General features: G+C 69.4%; 24 protein-coding genes. 11 read left to right on the forward strand and 13 right to left on the reverse strand.

Going from position 1 to position 24,930, the window contains the following annotated elements; genetic code table 11:
* Positions 1-938: ATP-binding protein (locus ACWDOP_RS38210; RefSeq protein WP_456348979.1), on the reverse strand; the 938-nt coding region annotated here is incomplete at its 3' end.
* Between the two features lie 317 nt (positions 939-1,255).
* Between ACWDOP_RS38210 and ACWDOP_RS38215 the strand changes: the two genes are divergently transcribed.
* Together ACWDOP_RS38215 and ACWDOP_RS38220 are read left to right on the forward strand one after the other, a co-directional pair.
* Entirely contained in the window at positions 1,256-1,825 is a 570-nt protein-coding gene (locus tag ACWDOP_RS38215) for a TetR/AcrR family transcriptional regulator (RefSeq protein WP_456348980.1), read from the forward strand.
* Positions 1,822-2,382 (forward strand): hypothetical protein, encoded by a 561-nt coding sequence (locus tag ACWDOP_RS38220; RefSeq protein ID WP_456348981.1) that lies wholly within the window; start codon positions 1,822-1,824, stop codon positions 2,380-2,382. The genes ACWDOP_RS38215 and ACWDOP_RS38220 overlap by 4 nt, the downstream gene beginning before the upstream one ends.
* 73 nt (positions 2,383-2,455) lie before the next feature.
* Here the strand turns inward: ACWDOP_RS38220 and ACWDOP_RS38225 are convergent, their stop codons facing one another.
* Positions 2,456-3,358 (reverse strand): helix-turn-helix domain-containing protein, encoded by a 903-nt coding sequence (locus ACWDOP_RS38225; protein ID WP_456348982.1) that lies wholly within the window; start codon positions 3,356-3,358, stop codon positions 2,456-2,458.
* Between the two features lie 256 nt (positions 3,359-3,614).
* On the opposite strand from ACWDOP_RS38225, the gene ACWDOP_RS38230 reads away from it, so the two are divergent.
* The gene (locus tag ACWDOP_RS38230; RefSeq protein WP_454206057.1) at positions 3,615-5,036 is read left to right on the forward strand and encodes a short-chain fatty acyl-CoA regulator family protein; all 1,422 of its coding nucleotides are present in this window, start codon (positions 3,615-3,617) and stop codon (positions 5,034-5,036) included.
* Positions 5,037-5,064: 28 nt separating this feature from the next.
* On the opposite strand, the gene recG is transcribed toward ACWDOP_RS38230, so the two are convergent.
* Positions 5,065-7,350: an ATP-dependent DNA helicase RecG gene (gene recG, locus ACWDOP_RS38235; RefSeq protein ID WP_456348983.1), complete on the reverse strand. Its 2,286-nt coding sequence runs from the start codon at positions 7,348-7,350 to the stop codon at positions 5,065-5,067.
* The gene (locus ACWDOP_RS38240) at positions 7,351-9,159 is read right to left on the reverse strand and encodes a DAK2 domain-containing protein (RefSeq protein WP_456348984.1); all 1,809 of its coding nucleotides are present in this window, start codon (positions 9,157-9,159) and stop codon (positions 7,351-7,353) included. It lies immediately after the preceding gene.
* Positions 9,160-9,428: 269 nt separating this feature from the next.
* On the opposite strand from ACWDOP_RS38240, the gene rpmB reads away from it, so the two are divergent.
* Positions 9,429-9,620: a 50S ribosomal protein L28 gene (rpmB, locus tag ACWDOP_RS38245; protein WP_011210730.1), complete on the forward strand. Its 192-nt coding sequence runs from the start codon at positions 9,429-9,431 to the stop codon at positions 9,618-9,620.
* Between the two features lie 73 nt (positions 9,621-9,693).
* Positions 9,694-10,209 (forward strand): N-acetyltransferase family protein, encoded by a 516-nt coding sequence (locus ACWDOP_RS38250; protein WP_456348985.1) that lies wholly within the window; start codon positions 9,694-9,696, stop codon positions 10,207-10,209.
* A gap of 4 nt (positions 10,210-10,213) precedes the next feature.
* Here the strand turns inward: ACWDOP_RS38250 and ACWDOP_RS38255 are convergent, their stop codons facing one another.
* From ACWDOP_RS38255 to ACWDOP_RS38265, 3 genes are read right to left on the reverse strand one after another with little or no spacing between them, the layout of a single operon-like run.
* The gene (locus ACWDOP_RS38255; protein WP_454206062.1) at positions 10,214-10,474 is read right to left on the reverse strand and encodes a hypothetical protein; all 261 of its coding nucleotides are present in this window, start codon (positions 10,472-10,474) and stop codon (positions 10,214-10,216) included.
* A gap of 56 nt (positions 10,475-10,530) precedes the next feature.
* On the reverse strand, positions 10,531-11,208 hold the full coding sequence (locus tag ACWDOP_RS38260; RefSeq protein WP_454206063.1) for a uracil-DNA glycosylase: 678 nt from the start codon (positions 11,206-11,208) through the stop codon (positions 10,531-10,533).
* 47 nt (positions 11,209-11,255) lie between these two features.
* Positions 11,256-12,395 (reverse strand): thiamine-phosphate kinase, encoded by a 1,140-nt coding sequence (locus ACWDOP_RS38265; RefSeq protein WP_456348986.1) that lies wholly within the window; start codon positions 12,393-12,395, stop codon positions 11,256-11,258.
* 227 nt (positions 12,396-12,622) lie between these two features.
* Between ACWDOP_RS38265 and ACWDOP_RS38270 the strand changes: the two genes are divergently transcribed.
* Entirely contained in the window at positions 12,623-13,228 is a 606-nt protein-coding gene (locus ACWDOP_RS38270; protein WP_456348993.1) for a DUF3515 domain-containing protein, read from the forward strand.
* A gap of 153 nt (positions 13,229-13,381) precedes the next feature.
* Here the strand turns inward: ACWDOP_RS38270 and ACWDOP_RS38275 are convergent, their stop codons facing one another.
* The 3 genes from ACWDOP_RS38275 to ACWDOP_RS38285 form a co-directional block, all read right to left on the reverse strand.
* Positions 13,382-13,684, reverse strand: a complete 303-nt coding sequence (locus ACWDOP_RS38275; protein ID WP_456348994.1) for a DUF6191 domain-containing protein — start codon at positions 13,682-13,684, stop codon at positions 13,382-13,384.
* Between the two features lie 152 nt (positions 13,685-13,836).
* Complete coding sequence (locus ACWDOP_RS38280; protein WP_456348987.1) at positions 13,837-14,937, reverse strand: D-alanine--D-alanine ligase family protein; 1,101 nt, start codon at positions 14,935-14,937, stop codon at positions 13,837-13,839.
* A 65-nt stretch (positions 14,938-15,002) separates the two neighbouring features.
* Positions 15,003-15,998 carry an NAD(P)H-dependent glycerol-3-phosphate dehydrogenase gene (locus tag ACWDOP_RS38285; protein WP_456348988.1) on the reverse strand — a complete coding sequence of 332 codons (996 nt, stop codon included), beginning with the start codon at positions 15,996-15,998 and terminating at the stop codon, positions 15,003-15,005.
* A gap of 238 nt (positions 15,999-16,236) precedes the next feature.
* Between ACWDOP_RS38285 and cofC the strand changes: the two genes are divergently transcribed.
* The 3 genes from cofC to ACWDOP_RS38300 all read left to right on the forward strand — a co-directional run bounded on the left by cofC (position 16,237) and on the right by ACWDOP_RS38300 (position 20,125).
* The gene (gene cofC, locus ACWDOP_RS38290) at positions 16,237-16,929 is read left to right on the forward strand and encodes a 2-phospho-L-lactate guanylyltransferase (RefSeq protein WP_456348989.1); all 693 of its coding nucleotides are present in this window, start codon (positions 16,237-16,239) and stop codon (positions 16,927-16,929) included.
* Between the two features lie 62 nt (positions 16,930-16,991).
* Positions 16,992-19,172, forward strand: coding sequence for an RNA degradosome polyphosphate kinase (locus ACWDOP_RS38295; protein ID WP_454206071.1), 2,181 nt, complete (start codon positions 16,992-16,994; stop codon positions 19,170-19,172).
* The gene (locus ACWDOP_RS38300; protein ID WP_456348990.1) at positions 19,169-20,125 is read left to right on the forward strand and encodes an NUDIX hydrolase; all 957 of its coding nucleotides are present in this window, start codon (positions 19,169-19,171) and stop codon (positions 20,123-20,125) included. The genes ACWDOP_RS38295 and ACWDOP_RS38300 overlap by 4 nt, the downstream gene beginning before the upstream one ends.
* Positions 20,126-20,450: 325 nt before the next feature.
* Here the strand turns inward: ACWDOP_RS38300 and ACWDOP_RS38305 are convergent, their stop codons facing one another.
* The 3 genes from ACWDOP_RS38305 to leuC form a co-directional block, all read right to left on the reverse strand.
* Positions 20,451-21,098 (reverse strand): HU family DNA-binding protein, encoded by a 648-nt coding sequence (locus tag ACWDOP_RS38305; RefSeq protein ID WP_454206073.1) that lies wholly within the window; start codon positions 21,096-21,098, stop codon positions 20,451-20,453.
* 156 nt (positions 21,099-21,254) lie between these two features.
* A complete protein-coding gene (gene leuD / locus ACWDOP_RS38310) occupies positions 21,255-21,863 on the reverse strand; it encodes a 3-isopropylmalate dehydratase small subunit (RefSeq protein WP_454206075.1) in 609 nt (202 codons plus the stop codon).
* 75 nt (positions 21,864-21,938) lie between these two features.
* Positions 21,939-23,363, reverse strand: a complete 1,425-nt coding sequence (gene leuC / locus ACWDOP_RS38315) for a 3-isopropylmalate dehydratase large subunit (protein WP_454206076.1) — start codon at positions 23,361-23,363, stop codon at positions 21,939-21,941.
* A gap of 162 nt (positions 23,364-23,525) precedes the next feature.
* On the opposite strand from leuC, the gene ACWDOP_RS38320 reads away from it, so the two are divergent.
* The gene (locus ACWDOP_RS38320; protein ID WP_456348991.1) at positions 23,526-24,227 is read left to right on the forward strand and encodes an IclR family transcriptional regulator; all 702 of its coding nucleotides are present in this window, start codon (positions 23,526-23,528) and stop codon (positions 24,225-24,227) included.
* Between the two features lie 178 nt (positions 24,228-24,405).
* Positions 24,406-24,930: PPOX class F420-dependent oxidoreductase (locus ACWDOP_RS38325; RefSeq protein ID WP_456348992.1), on the forward strand; the 525-nt coding region annotated here is incomplete at its 3' end.

A 24,930-nucleotide genomic window follows, 5' to 3' on the forward strand; every position in this document is an offset into this window, starting at 1 on the left:
ATCTGCGACTGCACCAGATCCACATCGGTGATCTCCTCGGTCACCGTGTGCTCCACCTGAATACGCGGATTCATCTCGATGAACACATGGTTCCCACGCTCATCGAGCAGGAACTCCACCGTCCCCGCACAGCTGTACCCGATCTGCTTCGCGAACGCGACCGCATCCGCACAGATCTTGTCCCGCAGCGCCGGATCCAGATTCGGGGCGGGCGCCATCTCGATCACCTTCTGATGGCGGCGCTGCAGCGAACAGTCGCGCTCGTAGAGGTGGATGACATTGCCCTGCTGGTCACCGAGAATCTGGACCTCGATGTGGCGCGGGTTGATGACGGCCTGCTCGAGGAACACCGTCGGGTCGCCGAACGCCGACTCCGCCTCGCGCGCGGCGGCCTCGATGGCCTCGCGCAGCTGAGCCGGATCCCCGACGCGGCGCATACCGCGCCCGCCGCCACCGGCCACGGCCTTGACGAAGACCGGGAACTCCATGCTCTCGGACGCCTTCACGAGCTCGTCCACATCGGCGGACGGCTCGGAGGAGGCGAGCACCGGGAGCCCGGCGGCCTTGGCCGCGGCGATCGCGGTGGCCTTGTTGCCGGTCCATTCCAGGATCTCCGCCGAGGGCCCGATGAAGGTGATGCCCTCGCGCGCGCAGGCGGCGGCGAGATCGGGATTCTCGGAAAGAAAACCGTAACCCGGGTAGATGGCGTCGGCGCCGGAGGTCTTGGCCGCCTTGATGATCTCCTCGATCGACAGGTACGCCCGGACCGGATGGCCCGGCTCGCCGATCTGATAGGCCTCGTCGGCCTTCAACCGGTGCACCGAGTTGCGGTCCTCGTAGGGGAACACCGCGACGGTGCCGATGCCGAGTTCGTAGGCCGCGCGGAAGGCGCGAATGGCGATCTCGCCGCGGTTGGCGACCAGGACTTTGGAGAACATCCGCCTAAGGTACCTGCCCCGGCACGCCGGGCGAGCATCGAAGTACGGTTCGCAGCAATCTTCACAGTCACATACCGGGCGGTTGCGAATTTGTGTTCATCACCTGGACACATAGCCGATCGTGAGGTCCGCGCGCCGCGGTCCGCCGAATTCGCCGACTTGCTAACTCCGGGCGGCGAACAACCGCCTCCCACCCACCGGAACTCGGGCGCGGATGTGCGCACGGGCGCGATCGGAACACCGGGCGCGGTCGCGCGACGGAACAGTGCGGCGCTTTCGGTGTTGTTTATGACTGACCGGTCATTCATAATCGGACCGTGCCGAAATTCGTCGACAAAGCCGCGCGGCGGGACCACATCCTCGACGCCGCCGCGAAAGTGTTCGCCCGCAAGGGCTTCGCCGCCTCCCGCATCGAGGACGTCGCCGCCGAGGCCGGCATCGCCAAGGGCAGCGTGTACCTCTACTTCGGCAGTCGAGACGAACTCCTGACCGGAGTCTTCGACAGCTACGCCGCCCGGTCCGCGGACACCCTCGCGGATCTGGGCGGGGGCGGCGCCCTCGACCAGCTCGAACGCCTGGTGCGCGGCACCGTCGAGTTGCTCGCCGCGCATCCCGATCACGCCCGGGTGCTGCTGGACGTGTGGGCCGCCAACCCGCCCCTGGACATGACCGCCATGTACCGCGACTACCGCGCGGTCATCGCCGAACTGCTCACCCGCGCCGCGGCGGAGGGCGCCCTGCGCGCCGGGATCGGCCCGGCGCACGCGGCCGTCATCGTCGGCGCGATCGAAGGCTGTCTCATCCAAACCCTGCTCGACCCCGAGCTCGCCCTGACCGATCTGGCCACACCGCTGGTCCAGCTCTGCGTGGAAGGACTACGCGCATGACCCTCACCGACCGCCTCATCGCGCCCGGCGCCACCCGGGGCGAGGTCACCACGGCCCTGGGCGCCGCGTTCCTCGGCGCCGCAGCGGCTTTCGCGCTCGGCGCGCACGCCGGCTATTCCGCGCTCACCCTCGCGGTCATCACCTTCGTCGCCTTCGACATGTTCGGCGGCGCGGTCGTGAACGCCACCACCTCCGCCAAACGCTGGTTCCACCGCGAATCCCGGACCACACGCCATCACCTGGGCTTCGTGGCCATCCACGTGCAGCCCTTCCTCCTGGCCTGGGTCACCCCCGATTTCACCTGGCGCACCGCCGCGGCCGTGTACGCCACCGCCCTGTGCGGCGCCCTGCTGATCACCGCGGCGCCCCGGGATCTGCGCCGCCCTATCGCTTTCGCCGTCACCGCCTTCGCCCTGGTCTGCGTCACCAGCCTGCTCACGGTCCCGCATGCCCTGGCCTGGTTCGCGCCCATCCTGCTGATCAAACTTCTACTGGCGCACCTGCTTCCGGAGGATTCGCACCCGGTCTCCGGTGGCGTCGCCCCGGCCGCGGCGTGAATTCGGCCGGGAACCGGACGCCGACGGCAGCGCGTGCCCTGCGCGGCGCGCAGGGCGTGCGATCGCGACGGGATCAGGTGCGAGGTCGCGGGTGCTGTTCCAGCCCTTCCCCGATACGGCCCGCGGTGTCCGCGATCTCGGTGAAGTAGCGGCGACGTTCGGCGCGGGTGACCGCCGGGCGCAGCGGGCCGATCTGGAGTTCCATGACGGCGTGGCCCGCGGTGTCGAAGACCGGTGCGCTGATATAGCTCAGCGGCAACGCGATATCGCGATCGAGGGTGGACCGGTCGTAGGCGCTGCCGATGATCGTGGCCAGCTGGGCCAGGACGCGGCCGCGCAGCTCGCTGCTGGTGGGCACCTCCGCGAGCCGATCGACGACCTCGGTGAGGACGCGGACCGCGGGCATGCTGTCCGGCTCCAGCCGCCAGGCGCAGTGCCCGCTCTCGCGGACGATGTCGAGGACGGCCTCGAACTCCGCGCGGCGTTCGGGGCCGCGGGTGTCGAGCCACGCGCGCCGGCGCGCCCGGCTCGCGTGCGCGATCATGCCCGCGCCCGCGGGGGCGAGCAGCGGTATGCGAGCGCCGGATTCGATGCCGACGGTCACGCGATCCCGGGTGACCGCGAGGAATTCCACGTAGTCTCCGTCGAGGGCGGTCAGGGCCGCGCCGCAGTCGATGCGTTCGGCCAGCCGCTCCAGTTCGGCGTTCATCCAGGCGCGGTCCCGGCGCGTGTCGGCGGCGCGCAGCCCGAGCGCGGCCAGCCCCGGGCCCATTTCGTAGCCGAGATCGGGACGGCGTCGCGCCCAGCCCCGTTCGACGAGCGCCGCCAGAATGGCCCCGGCGGTGGAGCGATTCAGTTCCAGACGGTCGGCGATCTGGGCGGAGGTCAGCGGCCCGTGCCGGGCGGCGAGCAATTCCACGATCGAGATCACGCGCTGGGTGGGTGGCGAACTGTCGGCCGTCTTGCCAGCGGGCACGCGGGTCTCCTAGTCGGCGAACTTCAGGTCACTCTGCTGCCGGGATGATGCCGGTCGGTTTTCGGGACCCGGTTCAGCCACGGCGAACGTACGCCCCGCGTACGATGAGTGCCCGGTGGACACGGTGCCCAAACCCCGAATTCGCATGCTACGCAGCCGCGCTCGGAACGCGAAACCGCTTGCAGGAATAAGAAGTAATAGGCAGTCCGGTCAATACTGCGATGTTTGCGAAGCAGGATCGGTACGATCCTGCACTGTGCGCAAGATGTATGCGGGTGCTCGACTACGGCGGTTGCGCGAGGAACGGCGGATGACCCAGGCGGCCTTGGCCAAATCCCTGGATCTGTCCCCCAGCTACCTCAACCAGCTCGAGCGTGATCAACGGCCTCTCACCATTCCGGTGCTGCTGAAGTTGAACTCCACCTTCGATCTGGACGTTCAGTTCTTCGCCGCCGACTCCGACGCCCGCCTCGTCTCGGATCTACACGAGATTCTGGTGGAGGCCGCGGGCGGCAACGCCGCACCCGTGGCCGAGGTGGAAGATCTCGCCACCCGCATGCCCGAGGTCGCGAAAATCGTTGTGGCCATGCACCGCCGACTACGCGCGGCCACCGATCAACTCGATCTCCTCTCCGCCAAGGTCGCGACCCCGGCCGGCGCGCCGGGCGTGCCCATGCCGTACGAGGACGTGCGTGATTTCTTCTACGATCACCACAATCACGTGGCTCAGCTCGACCTGGCCGCCGAGCGGCTGTTCGAGGATTGCGGGCTGACCATCGGCTCCCTGGACCGCCAGCTCGCGCGGGTCGCCGAGGAGCGCGCGGGCGTCACCGTCCTGGTGCGCGGCGACGGCGCGGATCCGAATGTGCCCAAGCGCCACTACGATCCGGAGACCCGGACCCTCACCCTGGCCCGAAGACTCCGGCCCGGCCAGCGCGCCTTCCAGATCGCCACCACCCTGGCCCTGCTGCTGCACGGCAATCTGCTGGACGAGGTGCTCGACGAAACCCCCACGCTCACCGGCGAATCCCGCACCCTGGCCCGGGTGGGCCTGGCCAACTACTTCGCAGGCGCGCTGGTACTGCCCTACAGCAAGTTCCTGCGCTCGGCCGAGGAATTACGGTACGACATCGACCTGCTGAGCCTGCGATTCGAAGTCGGCTTCGAAACCGTGTGCCACCGCCTGAGCACGCTGCAGCGCCAGGGCCAGCGCGGGGTGCCCTTCTTCCTGATTCGCGCCGATCGCGCGGGCAACATCTCCAAACGCCAGTCCGCCACGGCTTTTCACTTCTCCCGCGTCGGCGGCAGCTGCCCGCTCTGGGTGGTGCACGACGCCTTCGCCCATCCTGGCCGCATGCTCACCCAGATCGCCGTCATGCCGGACGGGCGCCGCTACCTCTGGATAGCCCGGACCACGACCCCCACCCCGACCGGATTCGGCGCGGCCGGAAAGGATTTCGTGATCGGGCTGGGCTGCGACATCGAATACGCCGACCGCCTGGCCTATTCGACGGGCCTGCCGCTGGAGGACCCGGCGGCCGCCACCCCGATCGGCGCCGGCTGCAAGGTCTGCGAACGCGCCCAGTGCACCCAGCGCGCCTTCCCGCAGATCGGCCGCCCGCTGGCGATCACCGAGAACACCAGCACCGATCTCCCGTACCCGCGAATACCGCGCTGACCGCCGCTCGTCACCGCGCCACCGGCGCTCAGGACTTGGCCAGATACTCCAGGCGCTCGCCGTCCACCGCGGCGCGCATCATGCTCGCCAGGCCCTGATGTTCGGTCAGGCCCGGGTCGGACGCGACCACCTCGCGCGCCAATTGCTGTGCGGCGGTGATGACTTCGAGATCGTCCAGCAGTGAGAGCAGTTTCAGGCTGCGGGCGGTACCGGACTGGGCGGAGCCGAGCACGTCGCCCTCGCGGCGCTGACGCAGATCCAGCACCGCCAACTCGAAGCCGTCGGTGGTGGCGGCTACCGCCTCGAGACGCGCCATCGCCGTGCCCACCGGATTGGTCTCGGTGATGAGCAGGCACAACCCCGCGTGCTTACCCCGGCCGACGCGCCCGCGCAGCTGATGCAGCTGACTCACGCCGAACCGGTCGGCGTCCATGATCGCCATGACGGTGGCGTTGGGCACGTCGACGCCGACCTCGACGACCGTGGTGCACACCAGCACATCGATCTCGGCGTCGTTGAAGGCGCGCATGACGCGGTCCTTCTCGTCGGTGGGCAGCCGCCCGTGCAGCAGGCCCACGCGCAGGTCCGCGAGCGCGCCGGTGCGCAGCATCTCGTAGATGTCCACGGCGGAATGGGTTGTCGGCCCTTCCTTCTCCGGCTCCTCCTCGGCCTTGCGCGCCTTACCCTTGCGGCCCTTGGCGTCGGGCTTGTCCTCCTCGTCACCGATGCGCGAGCACACCACGTACGCCTGTCGTCCGGCTTTCACCTCTTCGTGGATGCGCTCCCACGCCCGGTCCACCCAGGCCGGTTTCATCTTGGCGGGCACCACCTTCGAGGTGATGGGTGAGCGCCCGCGCGGCAGCTGGGTGAGGGTGGAGGTCTCCAGATCGCCGAGCGTGGTCATGGCGATGGTGCGCGGAATCGGGGTCGCGGTCATGACCAGCAGATGCGGGCTGATGCCGTCCTTGGCCTTGGCGCGCAACGCGTCCCGCTGCTCGACGCCGAACCGGTGCTGCTCGTCGACCACCACCATGCCCAGATCGAAGAACTCCACCGACTCCTGGATCAGCGCGTGGGTGCCGATGAGAATGCCCGCGTCGCCGGTGACCGCGTCCAGCAGGGCGGCCCGCTTCTGCGGAACGGACATGGACCCGGTCACCAGCACGAGTTTGGTGGCGTTGTCCTCCGCGCCCAGTTCGCCGGCGTTGCCGAGATCGCCGAGCATGTTCTTCAGCGACCGATAGTGCTGGGCGGCAAGGACTTCGGTCGGCGCGAGCAGGGCGCACTGCTGACCGTTGTCCACCACCTGCAGCATGGCCTCCAGCGCGACGATGGTCTTGCCCGAGCCGACCTCGCCCTGCAGCAGCCGGTGCATGGGGTGGGTGCGCGAGAGGTCCGCGGAGATCTCCCCGATGACCGCGCGCTGGCCCTCGGTCAGTTCGAAGGGCAGGCGCTTGTCGAAGGCGGCGGCGATACCGTCGGTGCGCGGCGGGCTGGGCTTGGCCGCCCGGCCCTCGGTCCGGTGGCGGCGTTCGGCCAGCACCAACTGCAGGGCCAGGGCCTCGTCGAAACGCAGTCGCCCCCGGGCCTGTTCGATATCGGTCTTGCTCTCGGGCAGATGTATCAGCCGCAGCGCCTCGGACACCCCGAGCAGGGCGTGTTCGGCGCGCAGGTCCTCCGGCAGCGGATCCTCGATCGGATCGAGCTGGTCCAGTACCTGACGCACACAGCGCAGCAGATCCCAGCTCTGCACCTTGGCCGTGGCCGGGTAGACGGGGATGAACTCCCGCTCGAAGAACGAGACATCCACCCCGCCCGCGCCTTTCGCGCTCTGTGCCAGCCCGCGCAGCGCGCCGCCGCCGCGCACGCTGGTCAGATTCTCCAGGGAGCCGTCGCCCTTCTCCGGCAGGATCAGATAGTCCGGATGCGAGAGGTTCCAGCGATCGGGCCGCCACCAGTGCACGGTGCCCGACATCATCGCGCGCACCCCTTCTTTCACCAGGTAGCGCACTTTGTCGCCGTTGAAGAAGGTCACCTCGATCGGGCGGGCCGAGCCGGTGTCCAGGTTCACCTTGAGCAGGCTGCCGCGCCGGTTCTTCATCGGGCGCAGTTCGGTTTTGGTGACCCGGCCCATCACCGTGATGTGCTGTCCCTCCTCGGGGGCCTCCTCGGTGAGCGGCTGACCCTGGGTGGCATAGCGCAGCGGATAGTGCCGCAGCAGGTCCTCGACGGTGTGCATGTCGAAGGATTCGAGCAGCGGTTCGGCGGCCTTGACCCCGAGTACGTGGTCGAGCCGATCACCCAGTGTCGCCATCTATTCCACCCCGATCTGCACCAGATCCCGGGCTTGCCCGCCGGGATACACCACCACTTCGACGCCTGGGAAAGCGCCGGCGATGTGCTCGGTCAACTCTTCGGAAAGTCCTTGCGGCGCATCGGATCCGATGAGCATCGTCACCAATTCCCCGCCCAGGCCCAGCATTCGGTCGAGCAGGGTGCGGCCGGCCGCGCGCACGTCGCGATCGATCACCACCACGTCGTGGCCGACCAGCCCGAGACCGTCGCCCGCCTCGCAGGTGCCGACCATGGTCAGCGCGCGCTGCGGCGCGATTCGCACCGCGCCCCAACGGGTTCCGGCGGCCGCCTCGGACATGGCGAAAGCGTCGTCGACCGCGATCCGGCCGACGTCGTGCATGGACAGCGCCGCCAGGCCCTGCACCATGGAACCGCTCGGCAGCATGAGCACGTCGCGATACCCGTCGCGCGCGGCCACACTGACCGCGAGCAGTTCGGGTGCGGGCAGCGCCCCGTTGGGCAGCACCAGCACTTCGCGATTGGGCAGTCGCCGGATGGCACTCAGCAGCGCGTCGGCGGTCACCTCGCCCTCGCGTCCCTCGAGCACGGCCGCGCCCGCGTCCTCGAACAGCCGCACCGCGCCCGCGCCCGCGGCGACCACCAGGATCGCGCGATCGGCGGGCCCGGCGAGCGCGTGCGCCGAGGAGTCGAGCGTCTCGACGCGGATTCCGCTGAGCCGCCCGGCGGCCAGCCCGGCTTCGACGGCCGCACCCGCGTCTGCGCAGTGCACGTGCGCGGACCACATGTCGTCGCCGTCGCCCACCACGACGACCGAGTCACCGAGTTCGCCGAGCCGATCGCGCAGCGCGCGCACCCGATCCGGACCGGTGTCGGCCAGCAGATACATGACCTCGTAGTGCGGGGTGCCCCAGATCGGGCCGACCGGCGCCGGGGCCACCCCGGCGACCTGCCCGTCGCGCGCCGGGTGTGCGCGCTGGGCCGCTCCGGCGTCGCGCACGTACTCCGGCCGCGCCGCGACCTGCCCGCCGGTGACCCGGACCAGCTCGTCCAGCAGTACCAGCAGCCCGCGCGCACCGGCGTCGACCACACCGGCCTGGCGCAGCACACCCAGTTGCGCCGGCGTCTCCCCCAGCGCCTCGGCCGCGCCGTCCGCCGCGGCGACGGCCACCGCGGGCAGGCTCGAGCCCGGGCATTCGTCGGCGCACACCGCGGCGCGATCCAGGACCGTGAGCATGGTTCCCTCGACCGGAGAGCTCAGCGCCTCGCGCACCAGGAACGCGCCCCGGCGCAGCGCCACGCGCAAACTCGCGGCGGTGAGCGGGCCGTCGCTGACCGCGTCGGCCACCCCGCGCAGCACCTGCGACAGGATGATCCCCGAGTTCCCGCGCGCGCCGGCGGTCGCCGCCCGGGCCATCGCGCCCGCGACACCGCGCGCCGCGAGCCCGTCGGGGGCGGAGGTCACCGGCGAATCGACGACCGCGGCTACCCGGCGGTTGTCCACCGTGCCCTCGGCGCGCGCCGCGCCGGGCCCGTCCCCGCGCGCCCCCGGCGTCGCGGTCGCCGGACGTCCGGGAACGCCCGCGGCGGCGAGTTCGTCGGCCGCGCGGACCGCGGCGCGCATGGTGCTGAACAGATTGGTGCCGGTGTCGGAATCCGGGACCGGGAAGACATTCAGGGCGTTGATCTCGTCGCGATGGTGTTCCAGACTCTCCAGGCAGCGCCGGCCCCACAGCAGCAGCGCAGTTCCGTCGAGCGCGTCCCCTACCCCGGGCACCGGCACCGTCCTTCCACCACACGTCGTGTCCATGTCCACCCCGGCCGTCAGCCTAGTCCGCGATGCCGACACCCGGCGCTCACCTGCCGTTCGTCTGTGTTCCCGAGGTCGCGGACGGGGGGCAATTGGACACGCCGGGCGGGGGGACGTTAGTCTTGTGCGGTTGCCCGACGCGGGCACTGAACCTCTCAGGTCTCAGAAACGCGTTCGCCAGCGGATCGCTGGCAGGCACGTACCAAGACATTAGATTCCGGACACGCTATCGCAGTGGGTCCTCACATGACATGAAGGAGCTCGCGACTATGGCTGCCGTCTGCGACGTTTGCGCCAAGGGCCCCGGCTTCGGTAAGTCGGTTTCGCACTCGCACCGGCGCACCAACCGTCGCTGGAACCCGAACATCCAGACCGTGCGCGCGCAGGTTGCCCCGGGCAACACCCGCCGCATGAACGTGTGCACCTCCTGCCTCAAGGCCGGCAAGGTCGTGCGCGGCTGATTTCCAGCTTTCGAAAACCCCGGTGTCCGAGCCTTCGGATATCCGGGGTTTTTGTCGTCCCGGGCACCGTGCGATGACCACCCCGGCCTGGCGCGTGGTGCCCCTCGCCGCCGAACACGTGGACGGTCTGGCCGCGTGCCATATCGCCTGCTGGCGTGAGGCGTACCACGATCTGGTCCCCGCCCACGTGCTGGCCGCCTTCGACGTGCGGCGCCGGGCGGCGCAGTGGGAGCGCATGCGCGTCGAGGACACCGGCCGGACGGTCGTCGCGGTGGTCCCCGGCCCCGACTCCGCCGGCACGGTCATAGGTTTCGCCCGCGGCGGACCCGCCCGAGACGAGTCACCGGCCGCCGCACACGAACTCGCCGCGATGTACGTACGCGCCGAGTGGTACGGGACCGGTGTCTCCAGAGAATTGATGCGCGCGGTGCTGGCCGAGGACGCCGATACCTACCTCTGGGTGTTCGAGGAGAATCCGCGCGCCCTGGCCTTCTACCGCACCTTCGGCTTCCACCTCGACGGCGAGCGCAGGCTCGAAGCCTTCACTCTCGCAACCGAAGTACGAATGGTGCGCCGCGCGAGCCGCTGAGGGCTCAGTTGTGTCCCGTGAAGCAGTCCAGCTGCTGGCTCAGGGACTGGAAGATGCACGCCACCCGCGAGGTCACGCCGGAGGAGGCGGTCGTCGCGCTGTTGGTGTCGAACAGGCTGGCCACCGGCGCGGTGTTGGTGGTGGTCGTGGCCGCGGGAGCCGCGGGCTCCAGCGTCAGCGGCGCGGCGTTGGCCGCGGCCGGGGCGGCCAGAGCCGCACCCGCGACGAGGGTGACGAAAACACCACGGGCGGTCTTGTTCTGCATACGCAAGCTCCTATTGCTATCGAATCCCCGCCGAATCAATGGACCGGCGAATGCCCCTACGGCAGTCGCCAGTCCACCGGCGCGGCACCCAATGTACCGAGCAATTCGTTGGCGCGGGAGAACGGACGAGATCCGAAGAATCCACGCGAAGCGGACAACGGTGAGGGATGGGCGGATTCGAGATACGGGGTGCTACCCAGCATCGGCTTGAGGGTGGAGGCGTCCCGGCCCCACAGAATCGCCACCAGCGGCTGATCGCGGGCGACGAGCGCGCGAATCGCCTGCTCGGTCACCTTCTCCCAGCCCTTACCGCGATGCGAGGCCGCCTGGCCCGGCTGCACGGTGAGCACTCGGTTCAGCATGAGGACGCCCTGATCCGACCACGGCGACAGATCGCCGTTGGACGGGGTGGGGAGATCGAGATCCTTGGTGTACTCGGAGAAAATATTGCTCAAACTCCGCGGCACCGGCGAAACATCCGGCGCCACAGAGAAACTCAGCCCCATGGCATGGCCCGGGGTCGGATAGGGATCCTGGCCGACGATCAGCACCCGCACCTTGTCGAACGGCCGCTGGAACGCGCGCAGCACATCGTCCCCCTTGGGGAGATAGCCACGCCCCTCGGCGTTTTCGGTGCGAAGGAATTCGCCCATCGCGGCAATGTTGTCGGCCACCGGTTCGAGGGCCTCCGCCCAACCCGAATCCACGACTTCCGAAAGTGGTTTGTTGCCCATGTCGGGAGAACATATCGTGCCCGCAATCCCGGCGGAATGGCACCCGGCTATGTGAAGGATTCCCAACCGGTGGGTCCGGTTCGCACCGCGCCGTCCACCGTCACGCCCGCCCCGGCGAGCACCCGCCCGACGACCAGCCAGCCGGGCGGCACCGCGGCGGGATCGGCGAACGTCGCGGCGAACGCGTGGTCCTCCCCACCAGCGAGAATCCACTCCAGCGCGTCCCCGCCGAGCGCCTTCGCGATGACGTCGAGTGCCGGATCATTCAGCGCCTGCGAGTCGAGATCGATTGCCACGCCCGAGGATTGGGCGATGTGCCCGAGGTCGGCGAGCAGCCCGTCCGACACATCGGTCATGGCGGTGATGCCCGCGTCGCCCGCCAGCCCCAGCACGGCGTCGTACGGCGGCTGCGGAACCCTGTGCACGGCAACGGCATCGGCGAGCAGCCCCGCGTCGGCAGCCGCGGTCGCACCCGAATCCACCGATTCGGCGTCCCCGCCGGCCGACAGCACCGCCAGTCCGGCGCCGGACCAGCCGAGCAGCCCGGCCACGGCGACCACGTTCCCCGGCCTCGCACCCGAGCGCAGAATCGGTTCCCGCGCAACGGGATCCCCGAACGCGGTCACCGAGATCACCAGCAGCGGGCTGCGCACGAAATCGCCGCCCGCGATGGACGCGCCCGCGCGCGCGGCCTCGGCCCACATGCCGTCGGCCAGCTCGATGATGAAGTCGACCGGGGTGTCCGACGGGCAGCCCAGCGACACCACGAACGCGCTCGGGGCCGCGCCCATGGCCACCACGTCGGCCGCGTTCTGCGCGATGGCCTTGCGCCCGATGTCGCGCGGGCTCGACCAATCGAGCCGGAAGTGCCGGTCCTGCACCAGCATGTCGGTGGTCACCACGTAGCGCCCGGCGGGCGCGGCCAGCACCGCCGCGTCGTCCCCCGGGCCGAGCAGTACACCCGGAGCGTGCACGCGCCCGGCGTTGATCGCCTCGATCAGCGCGAACTCCCCGACGTCGCGCACCGTGCGCCGATCACGGCCCGTCGCCGAGGTCTCCGCGCCCGGGGCGGAGGGCCGCGCGCCACCGGCGGCTGCGGGCCGATTGCTGCTGGTGGTGATGGGGGTCTCCTCGCGGGTGAGTGGCTGCGGGCGGCGAACGCATCGACGGTACCCTCGGACACGCAATCGACGACCACCAGCCGGGACGCGCTGTGCCCGGCACGGCACGATCGGGGACCGACGACCGGATGAGCAACGACACCAGCGGCACGGAAGCCGAAGGCACCACGCCGGACGCCGCCGCCGATCCGGCCACCCCTGTTCCGGCCACCCCGGCTGAGCCCGAGACCGCCGCGACCGGTGCGGCCGTCTCCGCCGCCGACGCGGGCGATTCAGCCGCGTCCAAGCCCGAATTGGGCAAGCGCGCCACCGGAAAGAGCACGGCCCCGGCCGATACCACCGACGCCGAGGCCGACTACGAAACCCGCCGCTCCCCCGCGCTGATCGCGACGGCCGTCGCGCTCCCGGTGGCGCTGGTGGTCGGCGTGCTCGTCGCCGGTGTCATCGCCAACCGCAATCCCGCCCGCGAACCCCTCGCCCTGGGTTCGGTTCCCGCGCCGGGCGCGACGGGTCCGCAGTGCACGGCGCTGCTCCCCGAACTGCCGCCGACCATCGGCGACTACACGACCGCGGACCTGGTCGAGCCCGCCCCGCAGGCCACCAAGGCGTGGCAGCTCCCCGACGGCGGCGAGCCCCTGGTCCTGCGCTGCGGCCTGGACCGCCCCCTGGAGTTCAACCGCGCCTCCCCGCTACAGGTGGTGAACGGCGTGAACTGGTTCGAGGTCCGCGACGAGACCAGCGGCGCCGCCTCCGGCACCTGGTTCGCCGTCGACCGCGGCACCTACATCGCCCTGACGATGCCGAACACGGCGGGACCCACTCCCCTGCAAGAGGTTTCGGACGCGATCACCAAAACCATCCCCCAGCAGCCCCTGGACCCGAACCCCCTCCCCAACTGAGCCCGCCGACGACCGGACGCCCCAGGGCAGGACCCGCGGATCGCTCGGGGCGAGGTCGAGCGCCACCCGTCGGTGGTTACGCCCGGCATCTCCCGCGCACGAACATCGAACGCTCGGTGCTCGCGACATCAGGTCGCGTCGCGGCGGCCGGGATCAGACCGCGGGCCCGCGGAGTTTCGCGACGCCCGAGGTGAGGTCGATCGTGAAACCGTCGGTGCCGTCGCCCGGGTTCTCCCGGTGCATGAGCACGGACTGACGCTGCTCGAACTCGGCGCGCTTGCCGTTGCTGAAGATGGCGTCGAACTGCTCGAACCCGATCGCGCCCGCGCTGCGCTGCTCGTCGGCGTCGCCGCGCATCCACGGCAGCCCGGTGCGGCCTGTGACCTTGCGGTAGGCCACTTCGGCGAACGCCACCGTGATGATCAGGATGGCCAGGCCGGGGATCGTCATCGCCATGAGCACCCCATCGAGGGTACCCAGCGCGGCCCGGCCCGCCACCCCCGCGCGCTACTTCGCACCCCGGACACGACTCGGGCCACCCGCCCAGGGTGGCCCGTCACGTTACGAGAATTCGGCGCCTTGCGAGAATTCGGCGCCGCGCGAACCCGTCAGCGCAGTCCGGTGCCCCGGGCCAGCGCGGTCTCGACCAGCGTGCTCACCAGCGTCTGCCGGTCCAGCCCGGTCGCCTCCCACATCTTCGGATACATGGAGATGGCGGTGAACCCGGGCATGGTGTTGATCTCGTTGATGACCGGGCCGTCGGCGGTCACGAAGAAGTCGACCCGCGCCAGCCCCTGGCAGTCCAGTGCCTTGAACGCCGCCACCGCGGTCTCGCGGATCTGCTGGGACACATCGTCGTCCAGCTTGGCGGGCACGTCGAACTCGCACACGTCGTCGAGGTACTTGGTGTCGAAGTCGTAGAACTCGGGGCCCTCGGGGGTCTCCTCGGGCATGCGGATCTCGGCCACCACACTGGCTTCCACCCGGCCGTCCGGGAATTCCAGTACGCCGCACTCGACTTCGCGGCCGACGATCCCCGCTTCCACGATCACCTTCGGATCGTGCAGGCGCGCGGCGGCGATGGCGTCGTCGAGGCGGTCCCAGCTGTCGACCTTGGTGATACCGATGGAGGACCCGCCGCGCGCGGGCTTGACGAACACCGGCAGGCCCAGGCGCTCGCGGTCGGCGTCCGCCACGGTGGCGACCCCGGGCCGCAGCACCACCTGGGTGCCGATCGGAAGGCCCTCGGCGGCAAGGAGTTTCTTGGTGAACTCCTTGTCCATGCCCGCCGCGCTGGCCAGCACACCCGGGCCGACATACGGCAGCCCGGCCAGTTCCAGCAGACCCTGCAGGGTGCCGTCCTCGCCGAAAGCGCCGTGCAGCACCGGGAATACCACGTCCACGCTGTCCAGCACCGCCTCCGCGCCGTCGAGCGGAACCAGGCTGCCCGACCGGCTGGGATCCGCGGCCAGGGTCAGGGTGGTGCCCTCGACGCCGACCGAGGGCAGCTCCCGTCCGGCGTCCGCGGTCAGCACCGCGGAGTCCGATCCGCTCAGCACCCAGGTGCCGTCGCGGGTGATGCCGATCGGAACCGCCTCGTACCGTTGCGGATCGAGGCTGCTCAGCACAGTGCGAGCCGACACGCACGAGACGCCGTGCTCATTGCTGCGGCCGCCGAAAACCACCGCCACCCGGATCCTGTTGGTCATGCCCGGAACCCTAGCGGGTCGGCGGTGGCGATCGTGTTACGCGGTCGGCTCGACTCGGACCTGCTTCATTCCGATTTCAAACGGCGCCCGAGCAACTGCCCGACGGCCTCGGACGTGGGCAGTCCCTCGTGGCAGACCTGATGCATCGCGTTGGTCAGCGGCATCTCGACCCCGTGCGCGGCGGCCAGTGCCCGCACCGATGTGCAGGACTTCACACCTTCGGCCACCTGGCCATTGGTCGCGCGCTGCGCGGTCTCCATGCTGCCGCCGCGCCCGAGCGCGAACCCGAAGGACCGGTTGCGCGAGAGCGGCGAGGTGCAGGTCGCGACCAGATCGCCGACCCCGGCCAGCCCGGCCAGGGTCACCGGTTCCGCGCCGACCGCGACGCCCAGCCGGATGATCTCGGCCAGCCCGCGGGTGATGAGACTGGCAATGGAGTTGTCGCCCAATCCCATTCCGGAGGCGATGCCGCAGGCCAGGGCGATGACGTTCTTGCACGCGCCGCCGATCTCGCAGCCGACCACGTCGCTGTTGGTGTACGGCCGGAAGTATCCGGTGGCGCTGGCGTGCTGAACCGCCTCGGCGCGCACGGTGTCGGTGCAGGCGACCACCGTGGCGGTGGGCTGGCGCGCGGCGACCTCGTGCGCCAGATTCGGTCCGGACAGCACCGCGACCCGGCTCGGGTCCGCGCCGCTGACCTCGGAGATCACCTGGCTCATGCGCAGCAGCGTGCCGGTCTCGATGCCCTTGGCCAGACTGAGCAGGGTGGCCTCGGCCGGAATGTCGTCGCGCCAGGCCGCGAGATTGATCCGCAGCGTCTGCGAGGGCACCGCCAGCACCACGATGTCGGCGCCGGCCAACGCGACGCGATGATCGTGGGTGGCCGCGATGGGCGGCAGTTCGACCTCGGGGAGATACCAGGGATTGCGGTGTTCGTCGGCCAGCACCTTGGCCACTTCCGGCCGCCGGGCCCACATCGTGACCTCGGTTCCCGCCTCTGCCAACACCTTCGCGAACGCGGTCCCCCAAGAACCCGCTCCCAGTACTGCTGCCCTCGCCATCTGCCCAATATATGCGGCGCCGCGAACCACCACGCCGAGCGCGCCGCGGCACACCGGCCGATCACGCGAACACCCGCCAACCGTCGCGACATCGCGGCTCCGCCACGCACACTGAACATCGTGCGCAGCCGTAGCAGACCGGCCTCGGGGGCGCGCGCGGAATACCCCGGGCGCCCGGACTCGCTGCACCCGCATGGCCGCGCGCGCGGCCCTCGGATTCGAGTGGGAGGATTCGGACATGCGCCCGTCCGTGCACACGGTGATCGCCGTGAAGAGTCTCGGGCTCGCCAAGAGCCGGCTCGCCGATGGACTGCGCCCGCAGGATCGGCCCCGGCTGGTTCTGGCCATGCTGACCGACACGGTGACCGCTGCGATCCGCACGCCCGGGATCGCCTCGGTGACGGTGGTGACGCCGGATCCGGTGGTCACCGAACTGGTGCGCGACCTGGGCGCGCACGCCCACCCCGAACCCGCGCGCGGGCCGGGCGGGCTCAACGCGGCGCTGGCGGCCGGGGCTGCCGCGGTCCGCCGCCGCCACGGCCCGGTCGATCTGCTTGCCCTGCAGGCGGATCTGCCCGCGCTGCGCCCGGGTGAGCTGTCCGGGATGCTGCGCATGGCCGACCGGCCCCGCACGGTGGTGACCGATCACGAGGGCAGCGGCACCGTCGCCCTGCTCGCCCGCGGGCGTCACACCGAACTCGATCCGCTCTTCGGACCGGATTCCGCGCGCAGGCATATCGCCGCCGGTGCGGTGGAACTCCTCGGGGAGTGGCCGGGTTTGCGACAGGACGTGGACACGACCGCCGATCTCGATCGGGCGGCGGCGCTCGGTGTCGGTGCGGCCACCACCGCGCTACTGCGTGAAATCGGCGTGTCTCACGCGTGTCGAGGAACGGAACAAGTACACCGGGCCCGTTCTTCACTGTGCTGACCGGCCGTGATCTGCGCTGCAATAGACAGTGTCAGAACAGGCCACCACCCGCGACATAAGGAATGATCGTGAGAGTGAGCGATACGGATACCGTCAAGCAACCGCCGCTACTACCCGCGGCGCCGCCCGCGGCCACCCAACCGCCCACCCCTGCCCGATTACCAGCCGACAGGTATGTGAATCGGGAGCTCAGCTGGCTCGATTTCAACGCCCGCGTGCTGGCCCTGGCCGAGGACACCTCGCAGCCGCTGCTGGAACGGGCGAAGTTCCTCGCGATCTTCGCGTCCAATCTGGACGAGTTCTACATGGTGCGCGTCGCCGGCCTCAAGCGCCGGGCCGAGACCGGCCTGTCCGTCCGCTCGGCCGACGGCCTGTCCCCCACCGAACAGCTCGAGATGATCGCCGCGCGCACCCAGGAGATCGCGGCCAGGCACGCCCGCGTGTTCCTCGATCAGGTGCTGCCCGCGCTCACCGCGGAGGGCATCGCCATCATCCGCTGGGCCGATCTCGACGAGGGTGAGCGCCAGCGCCTGTCCCAGCATTTCCAGGATCAGGTCTTCCCGGTGCTGACCCCGCTCGCCGTCGATCCCGCACACCCCTTCCCCTATATCAGCGGCCTGAGTCTCAATCTCGCCGTGACGGTGAAGGATTCGGTCACCGGCGGCGAGCACTTCGCCCGAGTCAAGGTGCCGGACAACGTGGATCGCTTCGTCCGCGTGCGGCGCTCGCCGTCCGGCCGCGACTCCGGCGCGGGCTCGCCCCTGGCCCCGTTCCTGCCCATGGAGGAGTTGATCGCCGCTCACCTCGATCAGCTGTTCCCGGGAATGGAAGTGGTGGAACACCATTCGTTCCGCATCACCCGCAACGCCGACCTCGAGGTCGAGGAGGACCGCGACGAGGATCTGCTGCAGGCTCTCGAGCGCGAACTCGCCCGCCGCCGCTTCGGATCCCCGGTGCGCCTGGAGGTCTCCGACGACATGACCGAGCACATGCTCGATCTGCTGTTGCGCGAGCTCGATGTCGACCCCGGCGACGTCATCCAGGTCCCGGGCCTGCTGGACCTGTCCTGCCTGTGGCAGGTGTACGGCGTGGACCGGCCCGTGCTCAAGGACGCCCCCTACGTGCCCGCCACCCCGCCGGCGTTCGGCGAACGCGAAACGCCCCGAAACGTTTTCGCCGCCCTGCGCGAGGGCGACGTGCTGGTGCACCACCCGTACGACTCGTTCTCCACCAGCGTGCAGCGCTTCATCGAACAGGCCGCCGCCGACCCGCAGGTGCTGGCGATCAAGCAGACCCTGTACCGCACCTCCGGCGACTCGCCGATCGTCAACGCCCTCATCGACGCCGCCGAGGCCGGGAAACAGGTCGTGGCGCTGGTCGAGATCAAGGCCAGGTTCGACGAGCAGGCCAACATCAAGTGGGCGCGCCAGCTCGAACAGGCGGGCGTGCACGTGGTCTACGGCCTGGTCGGGCTCAAGACGCACTGCAAGACCTGCCTGGTTGTGCGCCGCGAGGGCGCCACCATCCGCCGCTACTGCCACATCGGCACCGGAAACTACAACCCCAAGACCGCGCGCCTGTACGAGGACGTCGGATTGCTCACTGCCGCACCGGAGATCGGCGCGGACCTCACCGACCTGTTCAACTCGCTGACCGGGTACTCCCGAAAAGCCAGCTACCGCAACCTGTTGGTGGCCCCGAGCGGGGTGCGCCAGGGCATCATCGAGCGGATCGAACGTGAGGTCGAACTCGCCGCCGAGGGCAAGGAGGCGCGAATCCGGCTGAAGGCCAATGCCATCGTCGACGAGCAGATCATCGACGCGCTGTACCGGGCCTCGCAGGCGGGTGTGCCGGTGCAGATCGTGGTGCGCGGCATCTGCGGGCTGCGCCCCGGCGTGCCCGGCTTGAGCGAGAACATCGAGGTGCGCTCGATTCTCGGCCGGTACCTGGAACATTCGCGGGTCCTGCACTTCCAGGCGCAGAACGAGTACTGGATCGGCAGCGCCGACATGATGCATCGCAACCTGGACCGGCGCGTGGAAGTGCTGGCGCAGGTGAAGGATCCGCGCCTGTCCGAGCGATTGGGACAGATGTTCGATTCCGCCCTCTACCCCAACACCCGCTGCTGGGTGCTGCGCCCGGACGGCAGCTGGGACGCCCAGCCCGGTGGCGACGTGCCCGGCGAAGAGATTCGCGATCACCAGGAATACCTCATGCGACTGCGCCGTCCGGACCGCCGATGAGCGCGGGCAGACCCGCGCACCCCGCCGATTTCACCGATCCCCGCGTCAAGCCGAACATTCCGGCGGCCGGCGCCGTGCTGTGGCGGCACGGCCCCGGCGGCGACCTGGAGATCGCCATGGTGCACCGGCCCAAGTACGACGACTGGTCGCTGCCCAAGGGCAAGCTGGATCCCGGTGAGACGCCCGTGATCACGGCCGTGCGCGAGGTGACCGAGGAAACGGGCGTACATTGCCGCCTGGGGCGCTATCTGGGCCACGTGACCTATCCGATCCCCGGGCACCGCAAACTCAAGCGGGTGGACTACTGGGCGGCCCAGGCGGTGGACGGGGCGTTCGAGTCCAACTCCGAAGTCGATGTGCTGGTGTGGCATCGGATCCAGGGCCTGATGGACGCGCTGTCCTACCCCATGGACCGCCACATCATCCGCAATTTTCTGCGCCTACCGGCCGATACCCAGACGCTGCTGCTGGTCCGGCACGCCAAGGCGGGCCGGCGCGAGCGCTACACCGGCCCCGACGACGAGCGCCCGCTCGAAAAGGCCGGTCGCGCACAGGCTCAGGCGCTGGCGTCGAATCTGCTCGCCTTCGGCGCCGGCGAAGTCTACTCGGCCCCACCGGTGCGCTGTGTCCAAACCGTTACCCCGCTGGCGGAAAAGCTCGGTGTGGACATCGAACTGGAGCCTTTGTTCGGCGACGCGGGCTACGTGACGGCGATCGAGGCGGCCCGTAAACGCGCGCGCAAGCTCGTCGGCGCCGATTCGGTGCCGGTGATCTGCAGTCAGGGCAAGGTGATTCCGGATCTGCTGGGGTGGTGGGCCGACCGGGACGGGATCACCCTGCCCGCGGCCCGTAATCGCAAGGGCAGCGTTTGGGTGCTGTCGGTGCACAAAGATCGACTCGTGGCCGCCGACCACCTCGACCGGGCGCTGACACCGGCCGACATTCAGCAGTAGGACATTTCGCGGCCCGCCGAATTAGCATCAAACCATTGCTGTAATTCACGTTCGGCCGGTCAGAGCCGCATTTTGCTGGCGCCGCAACCCTTTTCCGAACCGAAACGCGGCGCCCTCCACACGCGCGGAGGGCGCCCCCGCGGCGGGATTGGCCGGGTTGGTAAGGGGCGCGGGAACTTCCGGACAGCAAATCGCGCCCCGGCCGGATCGGCCGGGGCGCGACTGCATTTGTTGACCTCCCCATGCGAAACGGCCCGGCGTAGCCGGGCCGTCTCACAGGGTGTTCTGGCGCCGAAAACCCGTCAGTGACGGGCGGTTCGACCCGTCAGCGACGGGCGGTGCGCTTGGCGGCGGTCTTCTTGGCCGGCGCCTTCTTTGCGGCGGTCGTCTTCTTGGCAGCCGTGGTCTTCTTCGCCGCGGTGGCCTTGACGACGGTCTTCTTGGCCGCGGTCTTCTTGGCGGTGGTCTTGGCCGGCGCCTTCTTGGCGGCGACCGTCTTCTTCGCGACTGCCTTCTTGACGGCGGCCTTCTTGGCGGGGGCCTTGGTGGCGGCCTTCTTCGCCGTGGTCTTGGCCGGCGCCTTGGTGGCGGCCTTCTTGGCCGTCTTCTTGGCCGTGGTCTTCTTCGCACCCGGCTTGCCCGACACCGGAGCAGCCACACCGCGTTTCACGGCCGGGCCGCTCGAGGCGATCTTCTGCTTACCCGCAATGATCGCCTTGAACTGAGCGCCGGGACGGAAAGCGGGCACCGAAGTCGGCTTCACCTTGACGGTTTCGCCGGTGCGCGGGTTACGGGCGACACGAGCGGCGCGCTTGCGCTGTTCGAAGACGCCGAACCCGGTGATGGTGACGCTCTGACCTTTGTTCACAGCGCGCACGATGGTGTCGACCATCTGCTCAACCGCAGCGGTTGCCGTGCGCCTGTCAGTACCCAACTTCTCGGTCAGAACATCGATCAGTTCCGCCTTGTTCATTGAATCCTCCGCAGACTAATGGCCCGTCGTCGGACCGACTAGGTACCACGGTAAACCTTCTTTGGGCAAGAGTCTATCTGCCACACCCATTTTGATGAGACACCGCACACGCCCAGCAACCGCGTTAGGGGGCGTTCAGCTAACGCCCCCCAATGATTACGTCTGCGAAATACGAGCCGGAATGGTGGCGGGTTTCCAACTCGGCCTTGCGTTTTCGAAGGCGTCGATGTCGTCGCACCGGCGCAGTGTGAGGCCGATGTCGTCCAGCCCTTCCAGCAGACGCCACCGGGTGTAGTCGTCAATATCGAACGGCAACACAACGGTTCCGGCGGCGACAGTGCGTGTCTCGAGGTCCACCGTCAATTCCAAACCGGGCTGTTCCTCGATGAGTTTCCAGAGCAATTCCACATCGCTCTGGGCCATCCGGGCGGTCAGCAGACCGTCCTTACCGGCGTTGCCCCGGAAGATGTCGGCGAAGCGCGAGGAGATCACGACCCGGAAGCCGTAGTCCTTGAGCGCCCAAACGGCGTGCTCGCGTGAGGAACCGGTACCGAAATCCGGACCCGCCACCAGCACGGTGGCGCGGTTGTAGGGCTCGGTGTTGAGAATGAAGTTCGGATCCGTGCGCCAGCCCGCGAACAGGCCGTCCTCGAAACCCGTTCGGGTAACGCGCTTCAGATAGACAGCCGGGATGATCTGGTCGGTGTCGACGTTGGACCGGCGCAGCGGAACGCCGATCCCCTTGTGGACCTTGAAGGCTTCCATCGTGTTCTCCTGAGTCTGTGTGAGTTGCCCGGCGCCGGCGGGCCGCCGGGCCCGCCGGGGATCGATCAGCTGGAATCAGTTGAGATCCGCAGGTGAGGACAGGGTTCCGCGCACCGCGGTGGCCGCGGCGACCAGCGGCGAGACCAGGTGGGTGCGCCCGCCCTTGCCCTGTCGCCCTTCGAAGTTGCGGTTCGAGGTGGAGGCACAACGCTGACCGGGCGAAAGCTGATCGGGATTCATGCCGAGGCACATCGAGCAGCCCGCCTGGCGCCATTCCGCGCCCGCGGCGGTGAAAATCTCGCCCAGCCCCTCCTTTTCCGCCTGCAGGCGGACCCGCATCGAGCCCGGCACGATCAGCATCCGCACGCCGTCTGCGACCTTGCGGCCGTCCAGAACGCCTGCCACCGCACGCAGATCCTCGATCCGGCCGTTGGTGCAGGAACCGACGAAAACGGTGTCGACGGTGACATCTCGCAGCGGGGTGCCGGGCTCGAGGCCCATGTACTGCAGCGCCTTCTCCGCGGCCGCACGCTCGTTCTCGTCGTGGATCTGCTCCGGATCCGGAATCGAAGCGCCCAGGGGCAGGCCCTGTCCGGGGTTGGTGCCCCAGGTGACGAAGGGGGTCAGCGCGGTGGCGTCGATGGTCACCTCGGCGTCGAAGACCGCGTCCGGGTCGCCGTTGAGCTCGTCCCACGCCGCCACGGCGGCATCCCAGTCCGCGCCCTCGGGCGCGTGCGGGCGGCCCTTCAGGAATTCGTAGGTGATCGCGTCCGGGCCGACCATTCCGGCGCGCGCACCGGCCTCGATCGACATGTTGCACATGGTCATCCGGGCCTCCATGGACATGGCCCGCACGGCCTCGCCCCGGTACTCGAGCACGTAGCCCTGGCCGCCGCCGGTGCCGATCTCGGCGATGACCGCCAGGATCACGTCCTTCGACGTCACGCCCTCGGGCAGCGCGCCCTCGATATTGATGGCCATGGTCTTGAACGGGCGCAGCGACAAAGTCTGCGTCGCCAGCACGTGTTCCACCTCGCTGGTGCCGATACCCATTGCGAGGGCGCCGAATGCGCCGTGGGTGGAGGTGTGCGAGTCGCCGCACACCACCGTGGTGCCGGGCTGGGTCAGACCCAGCTGCGGGCCGACGACGTGCACGATGCCCTGGTCCAGATCGCCCATGGGGTGCAGGCGGATACCGAATTCCGCGCAGTTCTTGCGCAGGGTCTCGACCTGCAGGCGCGAGACCGGATCGGCGATCGGCTGATCGATGTCGATCGTCGGGACGTTGTGGTCCTCGGTCGCGATGGTGAGATCGGGGCGGCGCACCGGGCGCCCGGCCGCGCGCAGGCCGTCGAAGGCCTGGGGGCTGGTGACCTCGTGCACGAGGTGCAGATCGATGTAGATGAGATCGGGTTCGCGGTTCGCGCCCTCACCTTCGCCTTTCACGACGACGTGCTGGTCCCAGACCTTCTCCGCCAGAGTGCGTGGCCGACCGGCCATAACTGCATCACCTCTCGATAGGACATAACCCACGCCCGGGCTGGTGACGCGGGGAACGCGCCGCGCGGGCCGGTGAGCCCTGATGCCGGAGATGCCCATATGCGTTCGCACGCTGCGATCGCGATTTGGCATTCCCAACATGCGAGACGCTAATATCGTTCTATGAGACAGCATAGCGGTATCGGTGTTCTGGACAAAGCCATGGCGGTCCTGCACGCCGTCGCCGAGCAACCCTGCGGCCTCAACGAGCTCTGCGCCCGCACCGGCCTGCCCCGCGCTACCGCGCATCGCCTGGCCGTGGGCCTGGAGACGCATCGCATGCTGGCCCGCGACAGCCAGGGACTGTGGCGTCCGGGCCCGGCACTGTCGGAGCTGGCTACCACCGCCAGCGACCCGCTGCTCGACGCGGCCGCGGGCATCCTGCCGCGCCTGCGCGAGATCACCGGCGAGAGCGTGCAGCTGTATCGGCGCGACGGCAACGCCCGGGTGTGCGTGGCCTCGATGGAACCGGCCTCCGGACTGCGCGACACCGTACCGGTCGGCGCGCGCATGCCCATGACCGCAGGCTCGGCCGCCAAGGTGCTGCTGGCCTGGGCGGATCCCGACCTGCAGCGGACGGTGCTGCCGGAGGCGGTGTTCGGCGAGCGCGCGCTGGCCGAGGTGCGCCGCCGGGGCTGGGCGCAGAGCGCCGCCGAGCGCGCGGCGGGCGTGGCCAGCGTCTCGGCGCCGGTGCGCGACACCGGCGGCGCGGTCATCGCGGCCGTCTCGGTCTCCGGGCCGATCGACCGCATGGGCCGCCGCCCCGGTGCCCGCTGGGCCGCCGATCTCGTGGCCGCCGCCGACGCACTGCACAAACGCCTCTGACGGGCCCGCACAGCGATTTCGACGCCCCCGCCGGGAATCCGGTGGGGGCGTCGGCGTTTTCGGGGCGCACAGCGGCGGTGAGCCGATTCCGGGCGTCCGCGCCGGCCGGCGGACCGCGACGGGCGGCGTCCGGCGGGCGCTGTGACCCGCCTCATACGGCGTAAATTACAGTCGGCCCATGGGAGTCAATCAACGCGCTCAGATCACGATGTCCGACCTGGAGATCGCGGAATTCCTGCAGCGCAGCCGAATCGCCAACCTCGCCACCCTCGGTCCCGCGGGCACCCCGCATCTGACCGCCATGTGGTACGGGCTGATCAACGGCGAGATCTGGTTCGAGACCAAGGCCAAATCGCAGAAGGCGGTGAATCTGCGCCGCGATCCGCGGGTGACGATCCTGGTGGAGGCCGGCGATACCTACGACCAGTTGCGCGGGGTCTCCATCGAGGGACGCGCGGAGATCATCGACGATGCCGATGCCCTGTTCCAGGTCGGTATCAGCGTGTGGGAGCGGTACACCGGCCCCTACAGCGAGGAGATGAAGCCGTTCGTCGAGCAGATGCTGAACAAGCGCATCGCGATTCGCATCGTCCCCGAACGCGTGCGCATGCTCGAACTTCTCCGGCGAGACCGCCCGGACCTCGAAGTTCATCATCGAGTGGAAGGTGCCGCACATCTCGGCACAGCGGCCGACGAACGCGCC

It is taken from the genome of Nocardia sp. NPDC003693, from assembly GCF_053981095.1.